Origin of the sequence: Streptomyces sp. MS06, from assembly GCF_047200655.1 — a bacterium.
Lineage (GTDB): Bacteria > Actinomycetota > Actinomycetes > Streptomycetales > Streptomycetaceae > Streptomyces.
The window spans coordinates 109,399-126,252 of sequence record NZ_JBJZOJ010000013.1 but is presented as its reverse complement, the minus strand read 5'-3'; the positions used below and the strand labels follow the sequence as shown (position 1 = coordinate 126,252).

Below are 16,854 nucleotides of genomic sequence, written 5' to 3'. Positions count from 1 at the left end.
TCACCGCTCCGACCGCAGCACATAGCCGAATCCGCGCACCGTGTGGATCAGGGACGGGCCGTGTGCGTCCACCTTTCTGCGCAGCTGGCTGATGTGCGCCTCCACCAGGTTGCCGTCGCCGCGGCCGGCCTCGGCGTGCCCCCAGACGGCCTCGATGATCTGCGCCTTCGACAGCACCTGGCCGCGCCCCTGGAGCAGGTAGCGCAGGATCCGGTACTCGGTGGGGGACAGGACGACCTCCCGGCCGGCGCGGGTCACCTGGTGGGCCCGGTCGTCGAGCACGAGGTCGGTGATCTGCAACGGCCCGTCCGCCTGGTCGGTCCGCCCGCTGCGGCGCAGTACGGCGGCGATCCTGAGGGTCAGCTCTTCCAGGCTGAAAGGCTTCGTCAGATAGTCGTCGCAGCCACGGTCGAACCCCGTACGCAGGTCAGCCCGGCTGTCCCGGGCGGTGAGGAAGATCACCGGCAGCTCGCAGCCTGCGCTGCGCAGCCGCCCGCACACCTCGAACCCGTCGAGGTCGGGCAGGGTGACATCGAGGATCAGCAGATCGCAGTCGAGGGCCGGCCCGGCGGACAGGCAGTCACGGCCGCTGCTGACGGAGACGGTGTCGTACCCCTCGTGCCGCAGCGACGCCTCCAGCAGTTCGGCCATCGGCTCGTCGTCCTCGACGAGGAGGATCCGGGCGCGTGGCCGCCGGGCGTTCGTTCCCGGGGTCGTCACAGTCATGCGCGGGATGGTAGGACAGCGAACTGTGGGCTCAGCGGGCCCAATGCGGCACCGGCGGATCCGAACCGGTGCCCGGCCGATCCGAACCGGTGCCCGACCGATCCGATCCGGTGCCCGGCGGATCCGAACCGGTGACGCCCGGCCCGGCGGGCCGGGCGGAGGGCCTCAGCTCAGGCTGCGCAGCGACGCCGGGTCGTAGGGCCGCAGTTCCTCCGAGCGGCCGGAGAGCACCTTCTGCGCCCACTGCGGGTCCTGGAGCAGCGCCCGGCCGACGGCGACCAGGTCGAACTCCTCGCGCTCCAGCCGGTCGAGGAGGTTGTCGAGGCTGCCCAGCTCGGCACCCTTGCCCTGGAACGCCTTGATGAAGTCGCCGTCGAGGCCGACCGAGCCGACCGTGATGGCGGGCTTTCCGGTGAGCTTCTTCGTCCAGCCGGCGAGGTTGAGGTCCGAGCCCTCGAACTCGGGGAGCCAGTAGCGGCGGGTGGAGGCGTGGAAGGCGTCCACGCCGGCCGCGGACAGCGGGGCGAGGATGGCCTCCAGCTCCTCGGGGGTCTCGGCGAGCCGGGCGTCGTAGGCCTCCTGCTTCCACTGGGAGTAGCGGAAGATGACGGGGAACTCCGGCGAGACCCGCTCGCGTACGGCGGCCACGATCTCCTCGGCGAACCTGGCCCGGGCGACCGGGTCGCCGCCGTAGGCGTCGGTACGGCGGTTGGTGCCGGCCCACAGGAACTGGTCGACGAGGTAGCCGTGGGCGCCGTGGATCTCCACGCCGTCGAAGCCGATCCGCTCCGCGTCGGCCGCGGCCTGCGCGAAGGCGCCGATGACGTCGTCCAGGTCCCGGCGGGTCATGGCCTCGCCGGTGCCCTCGGTACCGTCGAGGCGCAGGCCGGAGGGGCCGACGGCGGGGGCGTCCGCGACCGGCGGCTGGCCGGCCTTGCGCACCATGCCGATGTGCCAGAGCTGCGGCACGATGGTGCCGCCCGCCTCGTGCACCGCCGCGGCCACCTCGGCCCAGCCCGCCAGCTGCTCCTCGCCGTGGAACCGCGGCACCCGGTCGCTCTGCCCGGCGGAGGCGTGGCCGACGTAGGTGCCCTCGGTGACGATCAGGCCGACGCCGGACGCGGCACGGCGGGCGTAGTACCCGCGCACGTCCTCGCCGGGCACGCCGCCCGGGGAGAACATGCGGGTCATCGGAGCCATCGCGATGCGGTTGGGCACGGTGAGGCCGTTGATCGAGATCGGCCGGGAGAGGATCTGGGCCGCGCGGGAGGGGGCGGCGGTCTCGGGGAGGGCGGTCACGGGACGACTCCTTGGACGAACGGTCGGGCGGGGGACTCCATGCACATTCTCACTGGTATGTGCACATGCATCGAGTGCCTGCCTCGGACAACCAGTTCCCGGCGCCGCGGATTCCGCGCAGCGGGCGGAACATCCCGTGATCCGGATCACCCACCCGGGTGCGGGGCCGGGACCTCGCGGACCCGGTGGCCGGCGCACGACGGGGCGGGGCCGAGCGGGCCGGGCAGACCGGCCGGGCAGACCGGCCCTGCGGAACAGCCGAGCAGACCGGCCCTGCGGAACAGCCGGCCAGACCGGCCCTGCGGAGCAGCCGTGCGGAACGGCGCCCGCACACGCCCGAGGGCGGCACCCCCGGCTCGCGGGGGTGCCGCCCTCGTACGAAAAGGACTCGGTCCGATCCTCGGGAGGATCAGAAGTCCATGTCACCGCCCGGCATGCCGCCGCCGGCCGGGGCCGCGGCGGCCTTCTCCGGCTTGTCGGCGATGACGGCCTCGGTGGTGAGGAACAGCGCGGCGATGGAGGCGGCGTTCTGCAGCGCGGAACGGGTCACCTTCGCCGGGTCGATGATGCCCTCCTTGACCAGGTCGACGTAGTCGCCGGTCGCGGCGTTGAGGCCGTGGCCCGGGGTCAGGTTGCGGACCTTCTCCACCACGACGCCGCCCTCGAGGCCGGCGTTCACGGCGATCTGCTTCAGCGGGGCCTCCAGGGCGAGCTTCACGGCGTTGGCGCCGGTCGCCTCGTCACCCTCCAGCTCCAGCTTCTCGAAGACCTGGGTGGCCTGCAGCAGGGCCACGCCGCCACCGGCGACGATGCCCTCCTCGACGGCCGCCTTGGCGTTGCGGACGGCGTCCTCGATGCGGTGCTTGCGCTCCTTGAGCTCCACCTCGGTGGCGGCACCGGCCTTGATGACGGCCACGCCGCCGGCGAGCTTGGCCAGGCGCTCCTGCAGCTTCTCGCGGTCGTAGTCGGAGTCGCTGTTCTCGATCTCGGCGCGGATCTGGTTGACCCGGCCGTTGACCTGGTCGGAGGAGCCGGCACCGTCGACGATGGTGGTCTCGTCCTTGGTGATGACGACCTTGCGGGCGCGGCCCAGGAGGTCCAGGGTCGCGTTCTCCAGCTTGAGGCCGACCTCCTCGGAGATGACCTCGCCGCCGGTGAGGATGGCGATGTCGCCGAGCATGGCCTTGCGGCGGTCGCCGAAGCCCGGGGCCTTGACCGCGACGGACTTGAAGGTGCCGCGGATCTTGTTGACGACCAGGGTCGACAGGGCCTCGCCCTCGACGTCCTCGGCGATGATCAGCAGCGGCTTGCCCGACTGCATGACCTTCTCCAGGAGCGGGAGCAGGTCCTTGACGTTGGAGATCTTGGAGTTGGCGATCAGGATGTACGGGTCGTCGAGGACGGCCTCCATACGCTCCATGTCGGTGGCGAAGTACGCCGAGATGTAGCCCTTGTCGAAGCGCATACCCTCGGTGAGCTCGAGCTCCAGACCGAAGGTCTGGGACTCCTCGACGGTGATGACGCCTTCCTTGCCGACCTTGTCCATGGCCTCGGCGATGAGCTCGCCGATCTGGGTGTCGGCGGCGGAGATGGAGGCGGTGGAGGCGATCTGCTCCTTGGTCTCCACGTCCTTGGCCTGCTCCAGCAGGGCGGCGGAGACGGCCTCGACGGCCTTCTCGATACCGCGCTTCAGGGCCATCGGGTTGGCGCCCGCGGCGACGTTGCGCAGGCCCTCCTTGACCAGGGCCTGGGCCAGGACGGTCGCGGTCGTCGTGCCGTCACCGGCGACGTCGTCCGTCTTCTTGGCGACCTCCTTGACCAGCTCGGCGCCGATCTTCTCGTACGGGTCCTCGAGCTCGATCTCCTTGGCGATGGAGACACCGTCGTTGGTGATCGTGGGGGCGCCCCACTTCTTCTCGAGGACGACGTTGCGGCCCTTGGGGCCGAGGGTCACCTTGACGGCGTCCGCGAGCTGGTTCATGCCGCGCTCGAGGCCGCGCCGCGCCTCCTCGTCGAACGCGATGATCTTGGCCATGTGAAGTGGTCCCTCCAGGACTGGGGGTGATTCCTTCGGACCGCGCCCGCGCCCGCGACGGACGGCTCGCCGGCCTCGTGGTTCCTTCCCCACCCGGCCCGCGGGCCTCACCGACCCGGTCCTTCGTTGTCACTCTCACCTTCAGAGTGCTAACGCCAATGATTAGCACTCGACCCCTCGGAGTGCAAGGCGCTCCCGCACAGCGAGCCCCCGCGGGGCTGCCGCACGGGTGACCGGCGGACGACCGGACCCCCGCCCTCCGGGCGGGCCGCCCGCGTCCGAGCAGGACGAAGGGCCCGCACCCCCGGGTGGGGACGCGGGCCCTTCGCCGCAGTGAATGTTCAGGCGGTGACGCGAACCATGTCGGCCTGCGGGCCCTTCTGGCCCTGCGAGATCTCGAACTCGACCCGCTGGCCCTCTTCCAGGGTGCGGTACCCGTCCATCTGGATCGCGCTGTAGTGGACGAAGACGTCCGCACCACCGTCGACCGCGATGAAGCCGTACCCCTTCTCCGCGTTGAACCACTTGACGGTGCCCTGAGCCATGCCTAACTCCCCTATTACTGGCCCTTGCGCAGATCCGCACTTCGCGGATCCGGGTCAGACCTCACCCCCCAGTGAATGGGGGCGTGCGCCGGAACGCGTCGACCGCGGCTGAATGTATCTGTCCAACTGCCGTCTGCAACAGGTCAATCGGACGAGAATTCTGGACGGGCCCGGTCGGGAATCTCCCGAGAATTCACCAGACTTCAGGGCAAGTCGGGCCGGACCATTGACGCAAAAGGAACGAAAGACGCGCGCACTTTGGCTACTTCTCGTCGGCGGCGCAGCAGGTTCACCGAACTTCCCGCGCACTGCGGCGGGGCGGCGTTCCCCAACTGTACCGCGCTCAATCACGCGAAATGACCCCCTCCGTTTCTCTTACGGAGGGGGCCATTCCGTTAACGCGGGGTGACCGCCGCCGTTCCGGGCGGCGGGCGGTCCCCGCGGTCAGCAGCCGCCGGCCACCGCCGGGATGATCGACACGCCCGTGCCGGGCGGCGTGGCGGTCTCCAGGCCCTGCTCGAAGCGGACGTCGTCGTCGTTGACGTAGACGTTGACGAAGCGGCGCAGCTTGCCCTGGTCGTCCAGCACGCGGGCGGCGATACCGGTGTGGTTCTTCTCCAGGTCGGCGATGACCTCGGAGAGGTTCGCGCCCTCGGCGGGCACCTCGGCCCGGCCGCCGGTGTAGGTGCGCAGGATGGTGGGGATGCGGACGGTCACGCTCATACGAGGCCAGCCTCTCGGAAGGAATCCAGGTTCGGGCGGATGGTGGCGGTGAGGCCGGTGCCGGCCACCGCGTCGAGGGTCTTGAGGCCGTCGCCGGTGTTGAGCACGACGGTCGTCTTCGACGGGTCGAGGGCGCCGCTCTCGATCAGCTTGCGGGTGACGCCCACGGTCACCCCGCCCGCGGTCTCCGCGAAGATGCCCTCCGTGCGGGCGAGCAGCTTGATGGCGTCCACCACCTGCGCGTCGGTGACGTCCTCCACCGCGCCGCCGGTGCGGCGGGCGATGTCCAGGACGTACGGCCCGTCGGCGGGGTTGCCGATGGCGAGGGACTTGGCGATGGTGTCCGGCTTCTGCGGGCGGACCACGTCGTGGCCGGCCTTGAAGGCCGTGGAGACCGGCGAGCAGCCCTCGGCCTGCGCCCCGAAGATCTTGTACGGCCGGTCCTCGACCAGGCCCAGCCCGATCAGCTCCCGCAGCCCCTTGTCGATCTTCGTGAGCTGCGAGCCGGAGGCGATCGGCACCACGATCTGGTCGGGCAGCCGCCAGCCGAGCTGCTCGCACACCTCGTAGGCCAGCGTCTTGGAGCCCTCCGCGTAGTAGGGCCTCAGGTTGACGTTGACGAAGCCCCAGCCCTCGCCGGCCGGGTCGCCGATCAGCTCGGAGCAGAAGCGGTTGACGTCGTCGTAGGTGCCCTCGATGCCGACCAGCTCGCCGCCGTAGACGGCGGCCATGACGACCTTGCCCTGCTCCAGGTCGTGCGGGATGAACACGCAGGAGCGGAAGCCGGCGCGGGCGGCCGCGGCGCCGACCGCTCCGGCCAGGTTGCCGGTGGAGGAGCAGGACAGGGTGGTGAAGCCGAAGGCGCGCGCGGCCTCCAGGGCCTGCGCCACCACCCGGTCCTTGAAGGAGTGGGTGGGGTTTCCGGAGTCGTCCTTGACGTACAGCCCGCCGGTCACGCCCAGCTCGCGGGCCAGGTTGTCCGCCTTGACGAGCGCGGTCCAGCCCGGGTTGAGGTTGGGCTTTCCGGCCACGTCGGCGGGCACGGGCAGCAGCGGCGCGTAGCGCCAGATGCTGGCGGGGCCGGCTTCGATGCGCTTGCGAAGGCTCTCGGGGTCGTGGCCGGAGAAGTCGTAGGCGACCTCCAGCGGGCCGAAACACTCCTCGCACGCGAAGACCGGGCCGAGCGGTACGCGGTGCCCGCACTCGCGGCAGCTCAGCGCGGCGGCGGGGCCGAGGTCGACGGCCGGGGAGGCGGTGGAGCCGGTGGATTCGTTGGTGCTTGCCGTGGTCTGCACAGCCATGTGAGGCGAGGCCCTTTCTCCTCATCTTCCCCACGACGCATCTCGCCGCGAGACGGAATTGGCACCTTCCCCGGCCGGGAGCCTCGCGTGAACGAGTGCGGCTCAGGAGGGTTGCCGGGGCTTCACCGGGCCGTGTCCCTCTGCCCCTCTGGATGAGCGGTATGCGGTTGTCCGCGCGAATGGCCTGCGACATGCGACATGCGATGGTCACCCGCGTTGTTCAAGACTGTAACCGACGGCCGCGACAGTTGAGATAGTCGTCCGAACCGCGAGACAACGTGAGGAGCCGCAGACTGTGCTGGAAGAAGTCGAGCGCTGGCTGAGCACCCGCTCCTGGTCCGTGACCGATCGCCCGCTCCACCAGATCCTCGCCGCCAAACGCGGCACGGGCCAGTCCGTCTCCGTGGTGCTGCCGGCGCTCAACGAGGAGGAGACCGTCGGCGACATCGTCGCGGTCATCCGCCATGACCTCGTGGAGCAGGTACCCCTGGTCGACGAGGTCGTCGTCGTCGACTCGGGCTCCACCGACCGCACCTCCGAGGTGGCCGCCGCGGCGGGCGCCCGGGTCGTCCACCGGGACGACATCCTGCCGGGCCTCCCGGCCGTCCCCGGCAAGGGCGAGGTGCTGTGGCGCTCGCTCCTGGCGACCACCGGGGACATCGTCTGCTTCATCGACGCCGACCTGAAGGAGTTCTCCTCCGACTTCGTCTCCGGGATCGTGGGGCCGCTGCTGACCGACGCGGACGTCGACCTGGTCAAGGCGATGTACGACCGGCCGCTCGGCGGGGCGGCCGGCCAGGGCGGACGGGTGACCGAGCTGATGGCGCGCCCGCTGCTGAACATGCACTGGCCGCAGCTCGCCGGTTTCGTGCAGCCGCTCGGCGGCGAGTACGCGGCCCGCCGCTCGCTCCTGGAGCAGCTGCCCTTCCCGGTCGGGTACGGGGTCGAGCTGGGCATGCTGGTCGACTCCCTGCACCTGGTCGGCCTGGACGCCCTCGCCCAGGTGGACGTCGGGGTGCGCAAGCACCGCCACCAGGACGGGCAGGCGCTGGGCCGGATGGCGGCCGCCATCTACCGCACGGCCCAGTTGCGGCTGGCCCGGGGCCACCTGATCCGGCCCTCCCTCACCCAGTTCGAACGCGGGGAGGACGGCTTCGAGCCGCGCACGTACTCCGTGGACACCGAGGAGCGGCCCCCGATGATCGAGGTCGCGGAGTACGCGGCACGCGAGGTGGCCTGAGCACCGCGCCCACGCCCCCGGCGTCACCCCCGCCCCCGGCGTCACCCCCGGCGCCGGGGGTGACGCGGCGGTCCAGGCGGCCGCGGTGCGGTCAGCCCGGACGGCCCCGGTGCGGTCAGCCCGGGTGGCCGTCCGACCAGCGCCAGCGGCCCGACCCGTCCGGCTCGCAGGTCAGGTACTCGCCGCCCTTGCCGTAGGTGCTCATCCCGTGGTGCCGCTTGGCGCAGAACTGGCCGTCGGCGTAGCAGTTGCCGGCCGGGCTGGTGAGGGCGCAGGCCTTGCTGCCACCCGTGCTTCCGCTCGTGCCGCCCGAGCTGCCACCGGTACTCGACGTACGGGCGGGTGTCGGCTCGGGCGTGTGCAGCAGCCTGCCGTCGCAGTCCCGGCCGTCCCGGGGGATGACGAAGGCGACGTCGTAGGCGTCGTTGACGTCCTCGGGGTCGTCGATCTGCGCGCAGACCCGCTCGCCCGAGCCCCAGGAGGACGCCCGCCGGCCACCGCCGTCCAGCGAGGCGCCGGTGCCCTGCAGGTAGACCGCGTACGCGAGGTGGCTGTCGCGGGCCGCGGCGACGGCCTTTCCGACGGTGCCGCCGGTGAGGTCGTCGAGGGTCGCGACGGCCGGTTCGGGCGCGGGCTCGGCGCTGGTGGCCGACGGTTCCGGTGCCGGGGCGGAGTCCGCGGGGCTCGCCGGGGCCGTGACCGGCGGCGCCGTCGTCCCGGCGGCCGTCACCGACCGCGCGCCGGTGTCGTCACCGCCCTCGCAGGCGGCCAGCGCCAGCACGGCCACGGCCGCCGCCGCGGCTAAGCGGCCCGCCCGGCGGGCCCGCGCCCCCGGTACGCCCCGGCCGGCGGGTCTGTCGGTGCCGGCCGGTCTGTCGTGGTGAGTCATGGAAGGTCCGCCCCCCGGAGTCCCGTTCTTCGGTGTTCTGCGAGGACGGCATCCTCTTACTCTTCACACAATCACCACAACCCTCTCGTCGACCCCGCTCGCCCGGGGGGCCCGCCGGCGGGTCGTATACGAAGCGCGTGGCGTCCCGCCTGCCGCTCCCCGGCGAACGTTTGGGCGTTTACGGACCGGGCTAGGTTGAGGCCTATGGCCTCAGATGTTTCAGGGCACGGCGCTCAGGTGCTGGTCGCGTCCAACCGCGGCCCGGTCTCCTACCAAGTGCGCGAGGACGGCTCCCTCCACCCGAAGCGCGGCGGCGGCGGACTGGTGTCGGGCCTGTCGGCCATCGGCCCGGACGCCGGCGCCCTCTGGGTGTGCGCGGCGCTGGGCGACGGTGACCGGGAGGCGGTGCGGCGCGGGGTCGGCGAGAGCGGCGTGCGGATGCTGGACATCCCCGCCGACGTGCACGCCGACGCCTACAACGGCATCGCCAACTCCGTCCTGTGGTTCGTCCACCACATGCTGTACCAGACGCCGCTGGAGCCCGTCTTCGACGCGGAGTTCCGACGCCGGTGGGCCTCGTACGAGGCCTACAACCGGGCGTTCGCCGAGGCGCTGGCCGAGGAGGCGGCCGACGGCGCGGTGGTGCTCGTGCAGGACTACCACCTGACCCTGGTCCCCGGGATGCTCCGGGCGCTCCGCCCGGACCTGCGGATCGGGCACTTCTCGCACACGCCCTGGGCGCCGGCGGAGTACTTCCGGATGCTGCCGGACGACATCGCGCGGCAGGTGCTGACCGGCATGCTCGGCGCGGACCGGCTCGGTTTCCTGACCCACCGCTGGGCGGAGGCGTTCACCGACTGCTGCGAGCGGTTCGCGGGCGGCCTCGGCGGCACCCGGGTCGGGGTGCACGGGCTCGGAGCGGACGCGGACTTCCTGCGCACCCGCTCCCGCGAGGCGGACGTCGAGGAGCGGATGGCCGCGTTGCGGGAGGAGATCGGCACGGAACCGGGCGGCGGGCCGCGCCGGACGATCGTCCGGGTGGACCGCACCGAACTGTCCAAGAACATCGTGCGCGGGCTGCTGGCGTACCGGCAGCTCCTGGACGACCGCCCGCAGTGGCGCGAGCGGGTGGTGCACGTGGCGTTCGCCTACCCGTCGCGGCAGGACCTGGCGGTGTACCGGGACTACACGGCCGAGGTTCAGCGTCTGGCGCAGGAGACCAACGACCGGTACCGGACGCCCGGCTGGACGCCGGTGGTACTGCACGTCAAGGACGACTTCGCGCGCTCGCTGGCCGCGTACCGCCTCGCCGACGTGGCGCTGGTGAACCCGATCCGGGACGGCATGAACCTGGTCGCGAAGGAGGTGCCGGTGGTCTCCGACGCGGGCTGCGCACTGGTGCTGTCCCGGGAGGCGGGGGCGTACGAGGAACTGGGCGAGGACGCGTTCGCGGTGAACCCCTACGACGTGGTCGGCACCGCGGAAGCCCTGCACGAGGCGCTCACCCTGCCCGCCGGGGAGCGGGCCGAGCGGGCGAAGCGGCTGGCGGCAGCGGCGACCGCGCTGCCGCCCGCGCAGTGGTTCCTGGAGCAGGTGCGGGCGCTGCGGGAGCCGGCCCGCTGAGGCGTCAGCCCAGCCGGGCGGCGAGGGACCGCAGCAGCGCCACGACCCCGGCCGGGCCGTCGACCACCAGGTCGGCGCGCTCGGCCAGTTCGGCGACCTCGGTGCTGCCGCTGCACACCAGCAGGCCGGGGACGCCGTCGGAGCGGAGCTTGCCGACGGCGGCGAAGGCCGGGAGGTCGCCGAGGTCGTCACCGGCGTAGAGGACCGCCGAGGCACCGACCTCGCGGACGTACTCGGTGAGTGCGACGCCCTTGTCCACGCCCGGCGGCCGCAGTTCCAGCACCATGCGCCCGGGCTCGACGATCAGACCGTGGCGGTCGGCGAGGCGGATGAGCGGCGCGCGCAGCGCCTCGAACGCGGCCTGCGGGTCGTCGGCCCGGCGGGTGTGCACGGCGACGGCCCGGCCCTTCTCCTCGATCCAGGTGCCCCGCCAGGCTCCGACGGAGTCCAGCAGCCCGGGCAGTTCGGCGCGGGCCGCGGCCACTCCCGGGTCCGGGGGCGGGGCGGTGACCTCGCCGGTTCCGGCCTCCCAGCGTTCGGCGCCGTAGTGGCCGAGGACGGCGAGGTGCTCCAGTCCGGGCACGCCCGCGAAGCCGCCGTAGCGCACGGCCACGCCGGCCGGCCGGCCGGTGACCACCGCGACGGCGGCCAGCCTGGGGGCGAGGGCGGCGAGGGCGGGGACCGCGTCGGGATGGGCGCGGGCCTGCTCGGGGTCGGCGACGATCGGGGCGAGGGTGCCGTCGAAGTCGAGGGCGACGACCGCGGAGGCGGGGTCGGCGAGGAGGGCGGTGAGGCCCTCGCGGCCGGCCGGGGTCGTCGGCGTGGGGAGTTCCGTCGGTTCCGTGGAGTCCGTGTGGCTGCCCATGGGGCGACCCTATCCAGCGGAGGGGCGGCCGAACCGGCGGCCGGGGCGCTCGGGCCGGCGGCCCGTGCGCGTGGGCGGCCGGACGGGTCCTGCGGGCGGGGGCGGGCAGGCGGCCGGGCAGGTCCTGCGGGCGGGGGCCGGACGGGGTTTCACGGGCGGGCGGCCGGTGCCGTCACCGTTCGCTCCGCCGGGCCTCCCTGACCCGGCGGAGCCGGTTCACCGTGACCGGGTCGTGGGCGAGTGCGCGCGCGTCGTCCAGGAGGGCGTTGAGGAGCTGGTAGTAGCGGACGGGGGACAGGCCCAGTTCCTCGCGGATGGCGCGCTCCTTGGCGCCCGGCCCGCGGAAGCCGCGGCGCTCCAGGGCGAGGACCGACCGCTCCCGGCCGCCCAGCCCCACCCCCACCCCCTCCGGATCCGCCCCGGCCTCTTCCGGTCCGGCGTCCCCTGGTGGAGCCTCTGCCGTTCCGGCGTCCCCGGGCGAGGCCTCTTCCGTTCCGGCCTCTTCCGATCCGGCCTCTTCCGTTCCGGCCTCTTCCGGTGCGGCCTCTTCCGGTGCGGGTCCCTGCGGCTGCCGCTCGGGCACCTCCGGCTGCGGCCGGGCCCGGCCCGGCTCCGGCTCGGCTCCCTCGGATTCCCGGTTGGTCATGCCCGCACGGTAACCCGGGGCGCCGACACCCGGACCCCACCGATGGGCCTCCGGCGGGCCCCGGGCCACCACCGGTGGGCCACCACGGACTCCGGGCCCCACCGGGTCCCGGCCCGGAGGCCCCGGGTCCGGTGGTGGCCGCGGCCTGGGCCACGAAGTGGCGGGCGCCGGGCGCGGGAGCCGGCGGTGGTCGGGCCACCGCCGGACACCGCGGTGCCGGTGCTGCGGCGCCTACTCCGCGTTCTGTGCCGCAGCCGCGGTGGACTGGAGCCGGTTCAGCACCGCGGCGGGGTTGCCGCCGGGGGCGACGGCCCGGCCGATGTTCTTCTTCACGGCGGCGCTGACCGCGGCCCAGGAGGTCTTGCCGGCCGGGTACAGCTCGGACACCGGCAGTTGCTCCAGGAACGGGTCCAGGTCCTTGTCCTGCGCGGCGCCGCTCATCACCGCGGAGGCGGAAGTGGTGACCGGCAGCAGGTCGTACTCGCGGGAGAAGGCCAGCACGTTCCTGTCGCTGTAGACGTAGTCGAGGAAGTCGCCGACCTGCTCCCGGTGCCCGTTCCGCCGGAACGCCGTCATCCAGTCGGCGACCCCCAGTACGGACCTGCTCGGCCCGTCCGGGCCGGGCATCGGCACCATGCCGAACTTCACGCCCTTCGCCGCGGCCGCCTTCATCAGGGAGGGATGGCCGTTGAGCATCCCGACGTCGCCGGCGGCGAACGCGGCGAAGGCGTCGGCGCGGTTGAGCTTCCCGGGCGCCACCGGGCCAGTGAGGCCCTTGCCGACCAGCTCGTTCTTCAGCCAGGTGAAGGTCTGCACGTTCTGCGTGGTGTCCAGGGCGTACCGGCCGCCGGTGCCGGTGTAGCCGCCCCCGCCGCTGAGCAGCCACTGCATCGTCTCCGCCTGCGCCTCCTCCGGGCCGAGCGGCAGGGCGTACGGGTACTTCACACCCTGCTCCCGGAGCGCCTCGGCGTCGTCGGCCAGGTCGCTCCAGGTCTTCGGCGGGTCGATGTGCGCCCGGTCGAAGAGGGTCCGGTTGTAGAAGAGCAGGCGGGTGGAGGCGGCGAAGGGGATGCCGTACTGCTCGCCGCGCACCTGGCCGGCCTCCGCGAGCTGGGAGGCGAAGTCCGCCTGGGTGGTGATGGAGAGGACGTCCTCGGCCCGGTAGAGCAATCCCCGGGCGGCGTAGTCGGCGTACGAGCCGATCTGCGCCATGTCGGGCGCCTTGCCGGCGGCGACCAGCTCCTCGACCTTGCGGTCGACGTCGTTCCAGGAGTACACGCTGACGTGGACCGTGACCTCCGGGTGCGCGGCCTCGTAGGACTTCACCAGGTCGTCCCAGTACTTCTGCGTGGTGTCGGCACTTCCGGTGCCGTAGTCGGCGGCGACCAGCGTCAGGGTCACGCCGTCGGAGCCGCCGGCCAGTCCGCAGCCGCTCAGCACCGCCGCCATGCCCAGCGCGGACACCACCGCCGTCGTCGCCGTCCTTCGCCGCTGCACCGTCTCGTACCCCAATCCCCGGCCTCCGCCGGTGTTCCGATTACCGGATTATGGTCTACACCACGCGAGTGGACTAGACCTCTCGCGGGTCGCCGGTCCACACTGTTCCCGTGAGACATGTCATCGCCCTCGATGTGGGCGGCACCGGGATGAAGGCCGCCCTGGTCGGTGCGGGGGGCGAGCTGCTCCACCAGGCGCGCCGCGCCACCGGCCGCGAACGCGGCCCGGACGCGGTCGTCGAGGCCATCCTGGACTTCGCCGCCGAACTGCGCGCGCACGGCGAGCGCCGGCTGGGCGAACCGGCCGCCGCGGCCGGTGTCGCCGTGCCCGGCGTCGTCGACGAGCAGCGCGGTACCGCCGTCTACGCCGCCAACCTCGGCTGGAGCGACGTGCCGCTGCGCGCGCTGCTCGCCGAGCGGCTCGGCGGAGTGCCCGTCGCGCTCGGTCACGACGTGCGCGCCGGCGGCCTCGCGGAGGGCCGGATCGGGGCAGGCCGGGGCGCCGACCGGTTCCTGTTCGTGCCGCTGGGTACCGGCATCGCGGGCGCCATCGGGATCGACGGCAGGGTCGAGGCGGGCGCGCACGGCGTCGCGGGCGAGATCGGCCATGTCGTCGTGCGGCCCGGCGGCACCCCCTGCCCGTGCGGACAGCGCGGCTGCCTGGAGCGGTTCGCGTCCGCGGCGGCGGTCAGCGAGGCGTGGGCGGCCGCCAGCGGCGACCCGGAGGCCGACGCCGCGGACTGCGCCGAGGCCGTCGCGTCCGGCGACCCGAACGCCGTCCGGGTGTGGCGGGAAGCGGTGGACGCACTCGCCGACGGCCTGGTCACCGCCCTCACCCTGCTGGACCCGCGCACACTGATCATCGGCGGCGGGCTCGCCGAGGCGGGGGAAACCCTGTTCGCACCCCTGCGGGACGCCGTCCGGCGCCGGGTGACCTTCCAGACCCTGCCGCCGATCGTTCCGGCGGCCCTGGGCGACGCGGCGGGCTGCCTGGGCGCAGGCCTCCTGGCCTGGGATCTCCTCGACACCACCGACCGCAAGGAGGAAACCCCCTGATGGCAATCCCCCCAGGCGCGCGGGGCACTGTGGAAGGCGCGGCCTCCGCCGCGCGGCCGCGAGAAGCCACGGCGAACCAGGACTCCGCACGGACCGGCACCCCCCTGGTGCTCTCCGGCGCGACGGTCGTCCTGCCCACCGGGACCGTCGAGGGCGGCCGGGTGGCCGTGGACGGCACCCGCATCACCGCCGAGGCCTCACCCGGCGCCCGGGTCGTCGACGTACGGGGCCACTGGCTGGTGCCCGGCTTCGTAGACCTCCACAACCACGGCGGCGGCGGGGCGTCCTTCACCTCGGGAACGGCCGAGGAGATCCTCGCCGGCGTCCGCACCCACCGGACGCACGGCACCACCACCCTCGTCGCCTCCACCGTCACCGGCGACATGGACTTCCTGGCCCGGCGGGCCGGCCTGCTGAGCGAGCTCGCCGAGCAGGGCGACCTCGCCGGCATCCACTTCGAGGGGCCGTTCATCTCGCCCTGCCGCAAGGGCGCCCACTCCGAGGCGCTGCTGCGCGACCCGGAACCGGCGCAGGTGCGCAAGCTCCTCGACGCGGCGCGCGGGCAGGCCCGCATGGTCACCCTCGCCACCGAACTGCCCGGCGGCATCGACTCGGTGCGGCTGCTCGCGGAGCACGGGGTGATCGCGGCGGTGGGGCACACGGACGCGACGTACGAGCAGACGGTCCGGGCGATCGAGGCCGGCGCGACGGTCGCCACCCACCTGTTCAACGCCATGCCCGGCCTCGGCCACCGCGCGCCCGGTCCCGTCGCGGCGCTACTGGAGGACGAGCGGGTCACCGTCGAGCTCATCAACGACGGCGTCCACCTGCACCCGGCGGCACTGGAACTGGCGTTCCGTCACGCCGGCGCCGACCGGGTCGCCTTCATCACCGACGCGATGGACGCGGCCGGATTCGGCGACGGCCGCTACATGCTCGGCCCGCTGGAGGTCGAGGTCGCAGAGGGCGTGGCGCGGCTGGTCGAGGGCGGTTCCATCGCCGGCTCGACCCTCACCCTGGACCGCGCCTTCAAGCGGGCGGTGACGGTCGACCGGCTGCCGGTCCCGGACGTGGTGGCGGCGCTGTCCGCCAACCCGGCGAAACTGCTGGGCCGCTACGACCGCGTCGGCTCCCTGGAGCCGGGCAAGGACGCCGACCTGGTCCTGCTGGACTCCCGGTTCGACCTCAAGGGCGTGATGCGGCACGGCGAATGGGTGGTCGATCCGCAACTGGGCTGATCCGTCCGGCGCTTTCGGGACGGCGGCCGACCCCGGGACTGGGCCGGCCGCCGTCTCTTTGGCATGATCAGCCACCGGAAGCCCACCGGAAGCCCACCGGGGCGGCCCCGCAGGCGTGCCCGGCGGCATACGCGGAAGAGACTCTTCGGGGGAGGTAGCGCCACGTGATCCTGACGGTCACGCTGAACACCGCTCTCGACATCACCTACCGTGTCCGGTCCCTGCGCCCGCACGGCTCCCACCGGGTCCTGGAGGTCCTGGAACGACCGGGCGGCAAGGGCGTGAACGTGGCGCGGGTCCTGGCGGCGCTGGGACACCGGGTGACGGTCACCGGCTTCGCGGGCGGCCGCACCGGCCGCGAGGTCCGGGAGCGGCTGCGGGACGCCCCTCGGGTGGCGGACGCGCTGCTGCCGGTCGGGGGCGCGACCCGCCGCACCGTCGCCGTCGTGGACCAGCGGAGCGGCGACACCACCCAGCTCAACGAGCCCGGCCCGGTCGTCACGCCCGCCGAGTGGGCCGCCTTCCAGGAGGCGTACGAGGGGCTCCTCGCGTCCGCCGACGCGGTCGCCCTGTGCGGCAGCCTGCCGCCGGGCGTACCGGTCGGCGCGTACGCGGGTCTGGTCCGCACCGCCCGCGCGGCGGGTGTGCCGGTGCTGCTGGACACCGGCGGGGAGCCGCTGCGCCGGGCGGTGGCGGCCCGGCCCGACGTCATCAAGCCGAACGCCGAGGAACTCGCCGAGCTGACCGGTGCCCACGAGCCGGTCCGCGCCACGCAGGACGCCCGCCGCCGCGGCGCCCGCGCGGTGGTCGCCTCGCTGGGCCCCGAGGGGCTGCTCGCGGTGACCGCGGAGGGCCGCTGGCGGGCCGTACCGCCGGCCCGGCTGTCCGGCAACCCGACCGGCGCCGGCGACTCGGCGGTGGCCGGTCTGCTGTCCGGACTGGTGGAGCACCTGCCCTGGCCCGACCGGCTGGCCCGGGCGGTGGCGCTGTCGGCGGCGACGGTGTCGGCGCCGGTCGCCGGCGAGTTCGACCCGTCGGCGTACGAGGAACTGCTGGCGGCGGTCGCGGTGACCGGCGAGGCCGGCGCGGCGTAGCGGCGGCGCGACGCAGGGAACCCCGGCGCGACACAGGGAGCCTGGGCGACGCGGAAGGCCTGGGCGACGCGGAAGGCC

General features: G+C 73.4%; 15 protein-coding genes and 1 riboswitch. Of the genes, 5 read left to right on the top strand and 10 right to left on the bottom strand.

What is annotated here, in order from left to right; genetic code table 11:
• From ACL02U_RS09485 to thrC, 6 genes are all read right to left on the bottom strand, one after another.
• Entirely contained in the window at positions 1–726 is a 726-nt protein-coding gene (locus ACL02U_RS09485) for a response regulator transcription factor (protein ID WP_412790233.1), read from the bottom strand.
• Positions 727–891: 165 nt separating this feature from the next.
• Positions 892–2,025: an NADH:flavin oxidoreductase gene (locus ACL02U_RS09480; RefSeq protein WP_412790232.1), complete on the bottom strand. Its 1,134-nt coding sequence runs from the start codon at positions 2,023–2,025 to the stop codon at positions 892–894.
• Between the two features lie 409 nt (positions 2,026–2,434).
• A complete protein-coding gene (gene groL / locus ACL02U_RS09475; RefSeq protein ID WP_412790231.1) occupies positions 2,435–4,060 on the bottom strand; it encodes a chaperonin GroEL in 1,626 nt (541 codons plus the stop codon).
• Between the two features lie 341 nt (positions 4,061–4,401).
• Positions 4,402–4,605, bottom strand: a complete 204-nt coding sequence (locus tag ACL02U_RS09470) for a cold-shock protein (protein WP_004986573.1) — start codon at positions 4,603–4,605, stop codon at positions 4,402–4,404.
• Between the two features lie 444 nt (positions 4,606–5,049).
• On the bottom strand, positions 5,050–5,328 hold the full coding sequence (locus ACL02U_RS09465) for a MoaD/ThiS family protein (RefSeq protein ID WP_412790230.1): 279 nt from the start codon (positions 5,326–5,328) through the stop codon (positions 5,050–5,052).
• On the bottom strand, positions 5,325–6,629 hold the full coding sequence (thrC, locus tag ACL02U_RS09460; RefSeq protein WP_412790229.1) for a threonine synthase: 1,305 nt from the start codon (positions 6,627–6,629) through the stop codon (positions 5,325–5,327). Before thrC ends, ACL02U_RS09465 begins: the two co-directional genes overlap by 4 nt.
• Positions 6,630–6,647: 18 nt before the next feature.
• A riboswitch (SAM riboswitch) is annotated at positions 6,648–6,788 on the bottom strand.
• 136 nt (positions 6,789–6,924) lie between these two features.
• On the opposite strand from thrC, the gene ACL02U_RS09455 reads away from it, so the two are divergent.
• A complete protein-coding gene (locus tag ACL02U_RS09455; protein WP_412790228.1) occupies positions 6,925–7,869 on the top strand; it encodes a glucosyl-3-phosphoglycerate synthase in 945 nt (314 codons plus the stop codon).
• A gap of 115 nt (positions 7,870–7,984) precedes the next feature.
• Here the strand turns inward: ACL02U_RS09455 and ACL02U_RS09450 are convergent, their stop codons facing one another.
• A complete protein-coding gene (locus ACL02U_RS09450; RefSeq protein WP_412790227.1) occupies positions 7,985–8,656 on the bottom strand; it encodes a hypothetical protein in 672 nt (223 codons plus the stop codon).
• Positions 8,657–8,962: 306 nt separating this feature from the next.
• On the opposite strand from ACL02U_RS09450, the gene ACL02U_RS09445 reads away from it, so the two are divergent.
• Positions 8,963–10,381: an alpha,alpha-trehalose-phosphate synthase (UDP-forming) gene (locus ACL02U_RS09445; RefSeq protein ID WP_412790226.1), complete on the top strand. Its 1,419-nt coding sequence runs from the start codon at positions 8,963–8,965 to the stop codon at positions 10,379–10,381.
• Between the two features lie 4 nt (positions 10,382–10,385).
• On the opposite strand, the gene otsB is transcribed toward ACL02U_RS09445, so the two are convergent.
• From otsB to ACL02U_RS09430, 3 genes are all read right to left on the bottom strand, one after another.
• The gene (gene otsB, locus ACL02U_RS09440; RefSeq protein WP_412790225.1) at positions 10,386–11,246 is read right to left on the bottom strand and encodes a trehalose-phosphatase; all 861 of its coding nucleotides are present in this window, start codon (positions 11,244–11,246) and stop codon (positions 10,386–10,388) included.
• A gap of 172 nt (positions 11,247–11,418) precedes the next feature.
• Positions 11,419–11,892: a DUF3263 domain-containing protein gene (locus ACL02U_RS09435; RefSeq protein WP_412790224.1), complete on the bottom strand. Its 474-nt coding sequence runs from the start codon at positions 11,890–11,892 to the stop codon at positions 11,419–11,421.
• Between the two features lie 231 nt (positions 11,893–12,123).
• Positions 12,124–13,341, bottom strand: a complete 1,218-nt coding sequence (locus ACL02U_RS09430; protein WP_412790255.1) for an extracellular solute-binding protein — start codon at positions 13,339–13,341, stop codon at positions 12,124–12,126.
• A gap of 158 nt (positions 13,342–13,499) precedes the next feature.
• Here ACL02U_RS09430 and ACL02U_RS09425 point away from each other — a divergent pair, with 158 nt between their 5' ends.
• From ACL02U_RS09425 to ACL02U_RS09415, 3 genes are all read left to right on the top strand, one after another.
• Positions 13,500–14,444, top strand: coding sequence for an ROK family protein (locus ACL02U_RS09425; RefSeq protein ID WP_412790223.1), 945 nt, complete (start codon positions 13,500–13,502; stop codon positions 14,442–14,444).
• Positions 14,444–15,682, top strand: a complete 1,239-nt coding sequence (nagA, locus tag ACL02U_RS09420) for an N-acetylglucosamine-6-phosphate deacetylase (RefSeq protein ID WP_412790222.1) — start codon at positions 14,444–14,446, stop codon at positions 15,680–15,682. Before ACL02U_RS09425 ends, nagA begins: the two co-directional genes overlap by 1 nt.
• 164 nt (positions 15,683–15,846) lie before the next feature.
• Positions 15,847–16,776 carry a 1-phosphofructokinase family hexose kinase gene (locus ACL02U_RS09415; protein ID WP_412790221.1) on the top strand — a complete coding sequence of 310 codons (930 nt, stop codon included), beginning with the start codon at positions 15,847–15,849 and terminating at the stop codon, positions 16,774–16,776.
• Positions 16,777–16,854 lie beyond the last annotated feature (78 nt).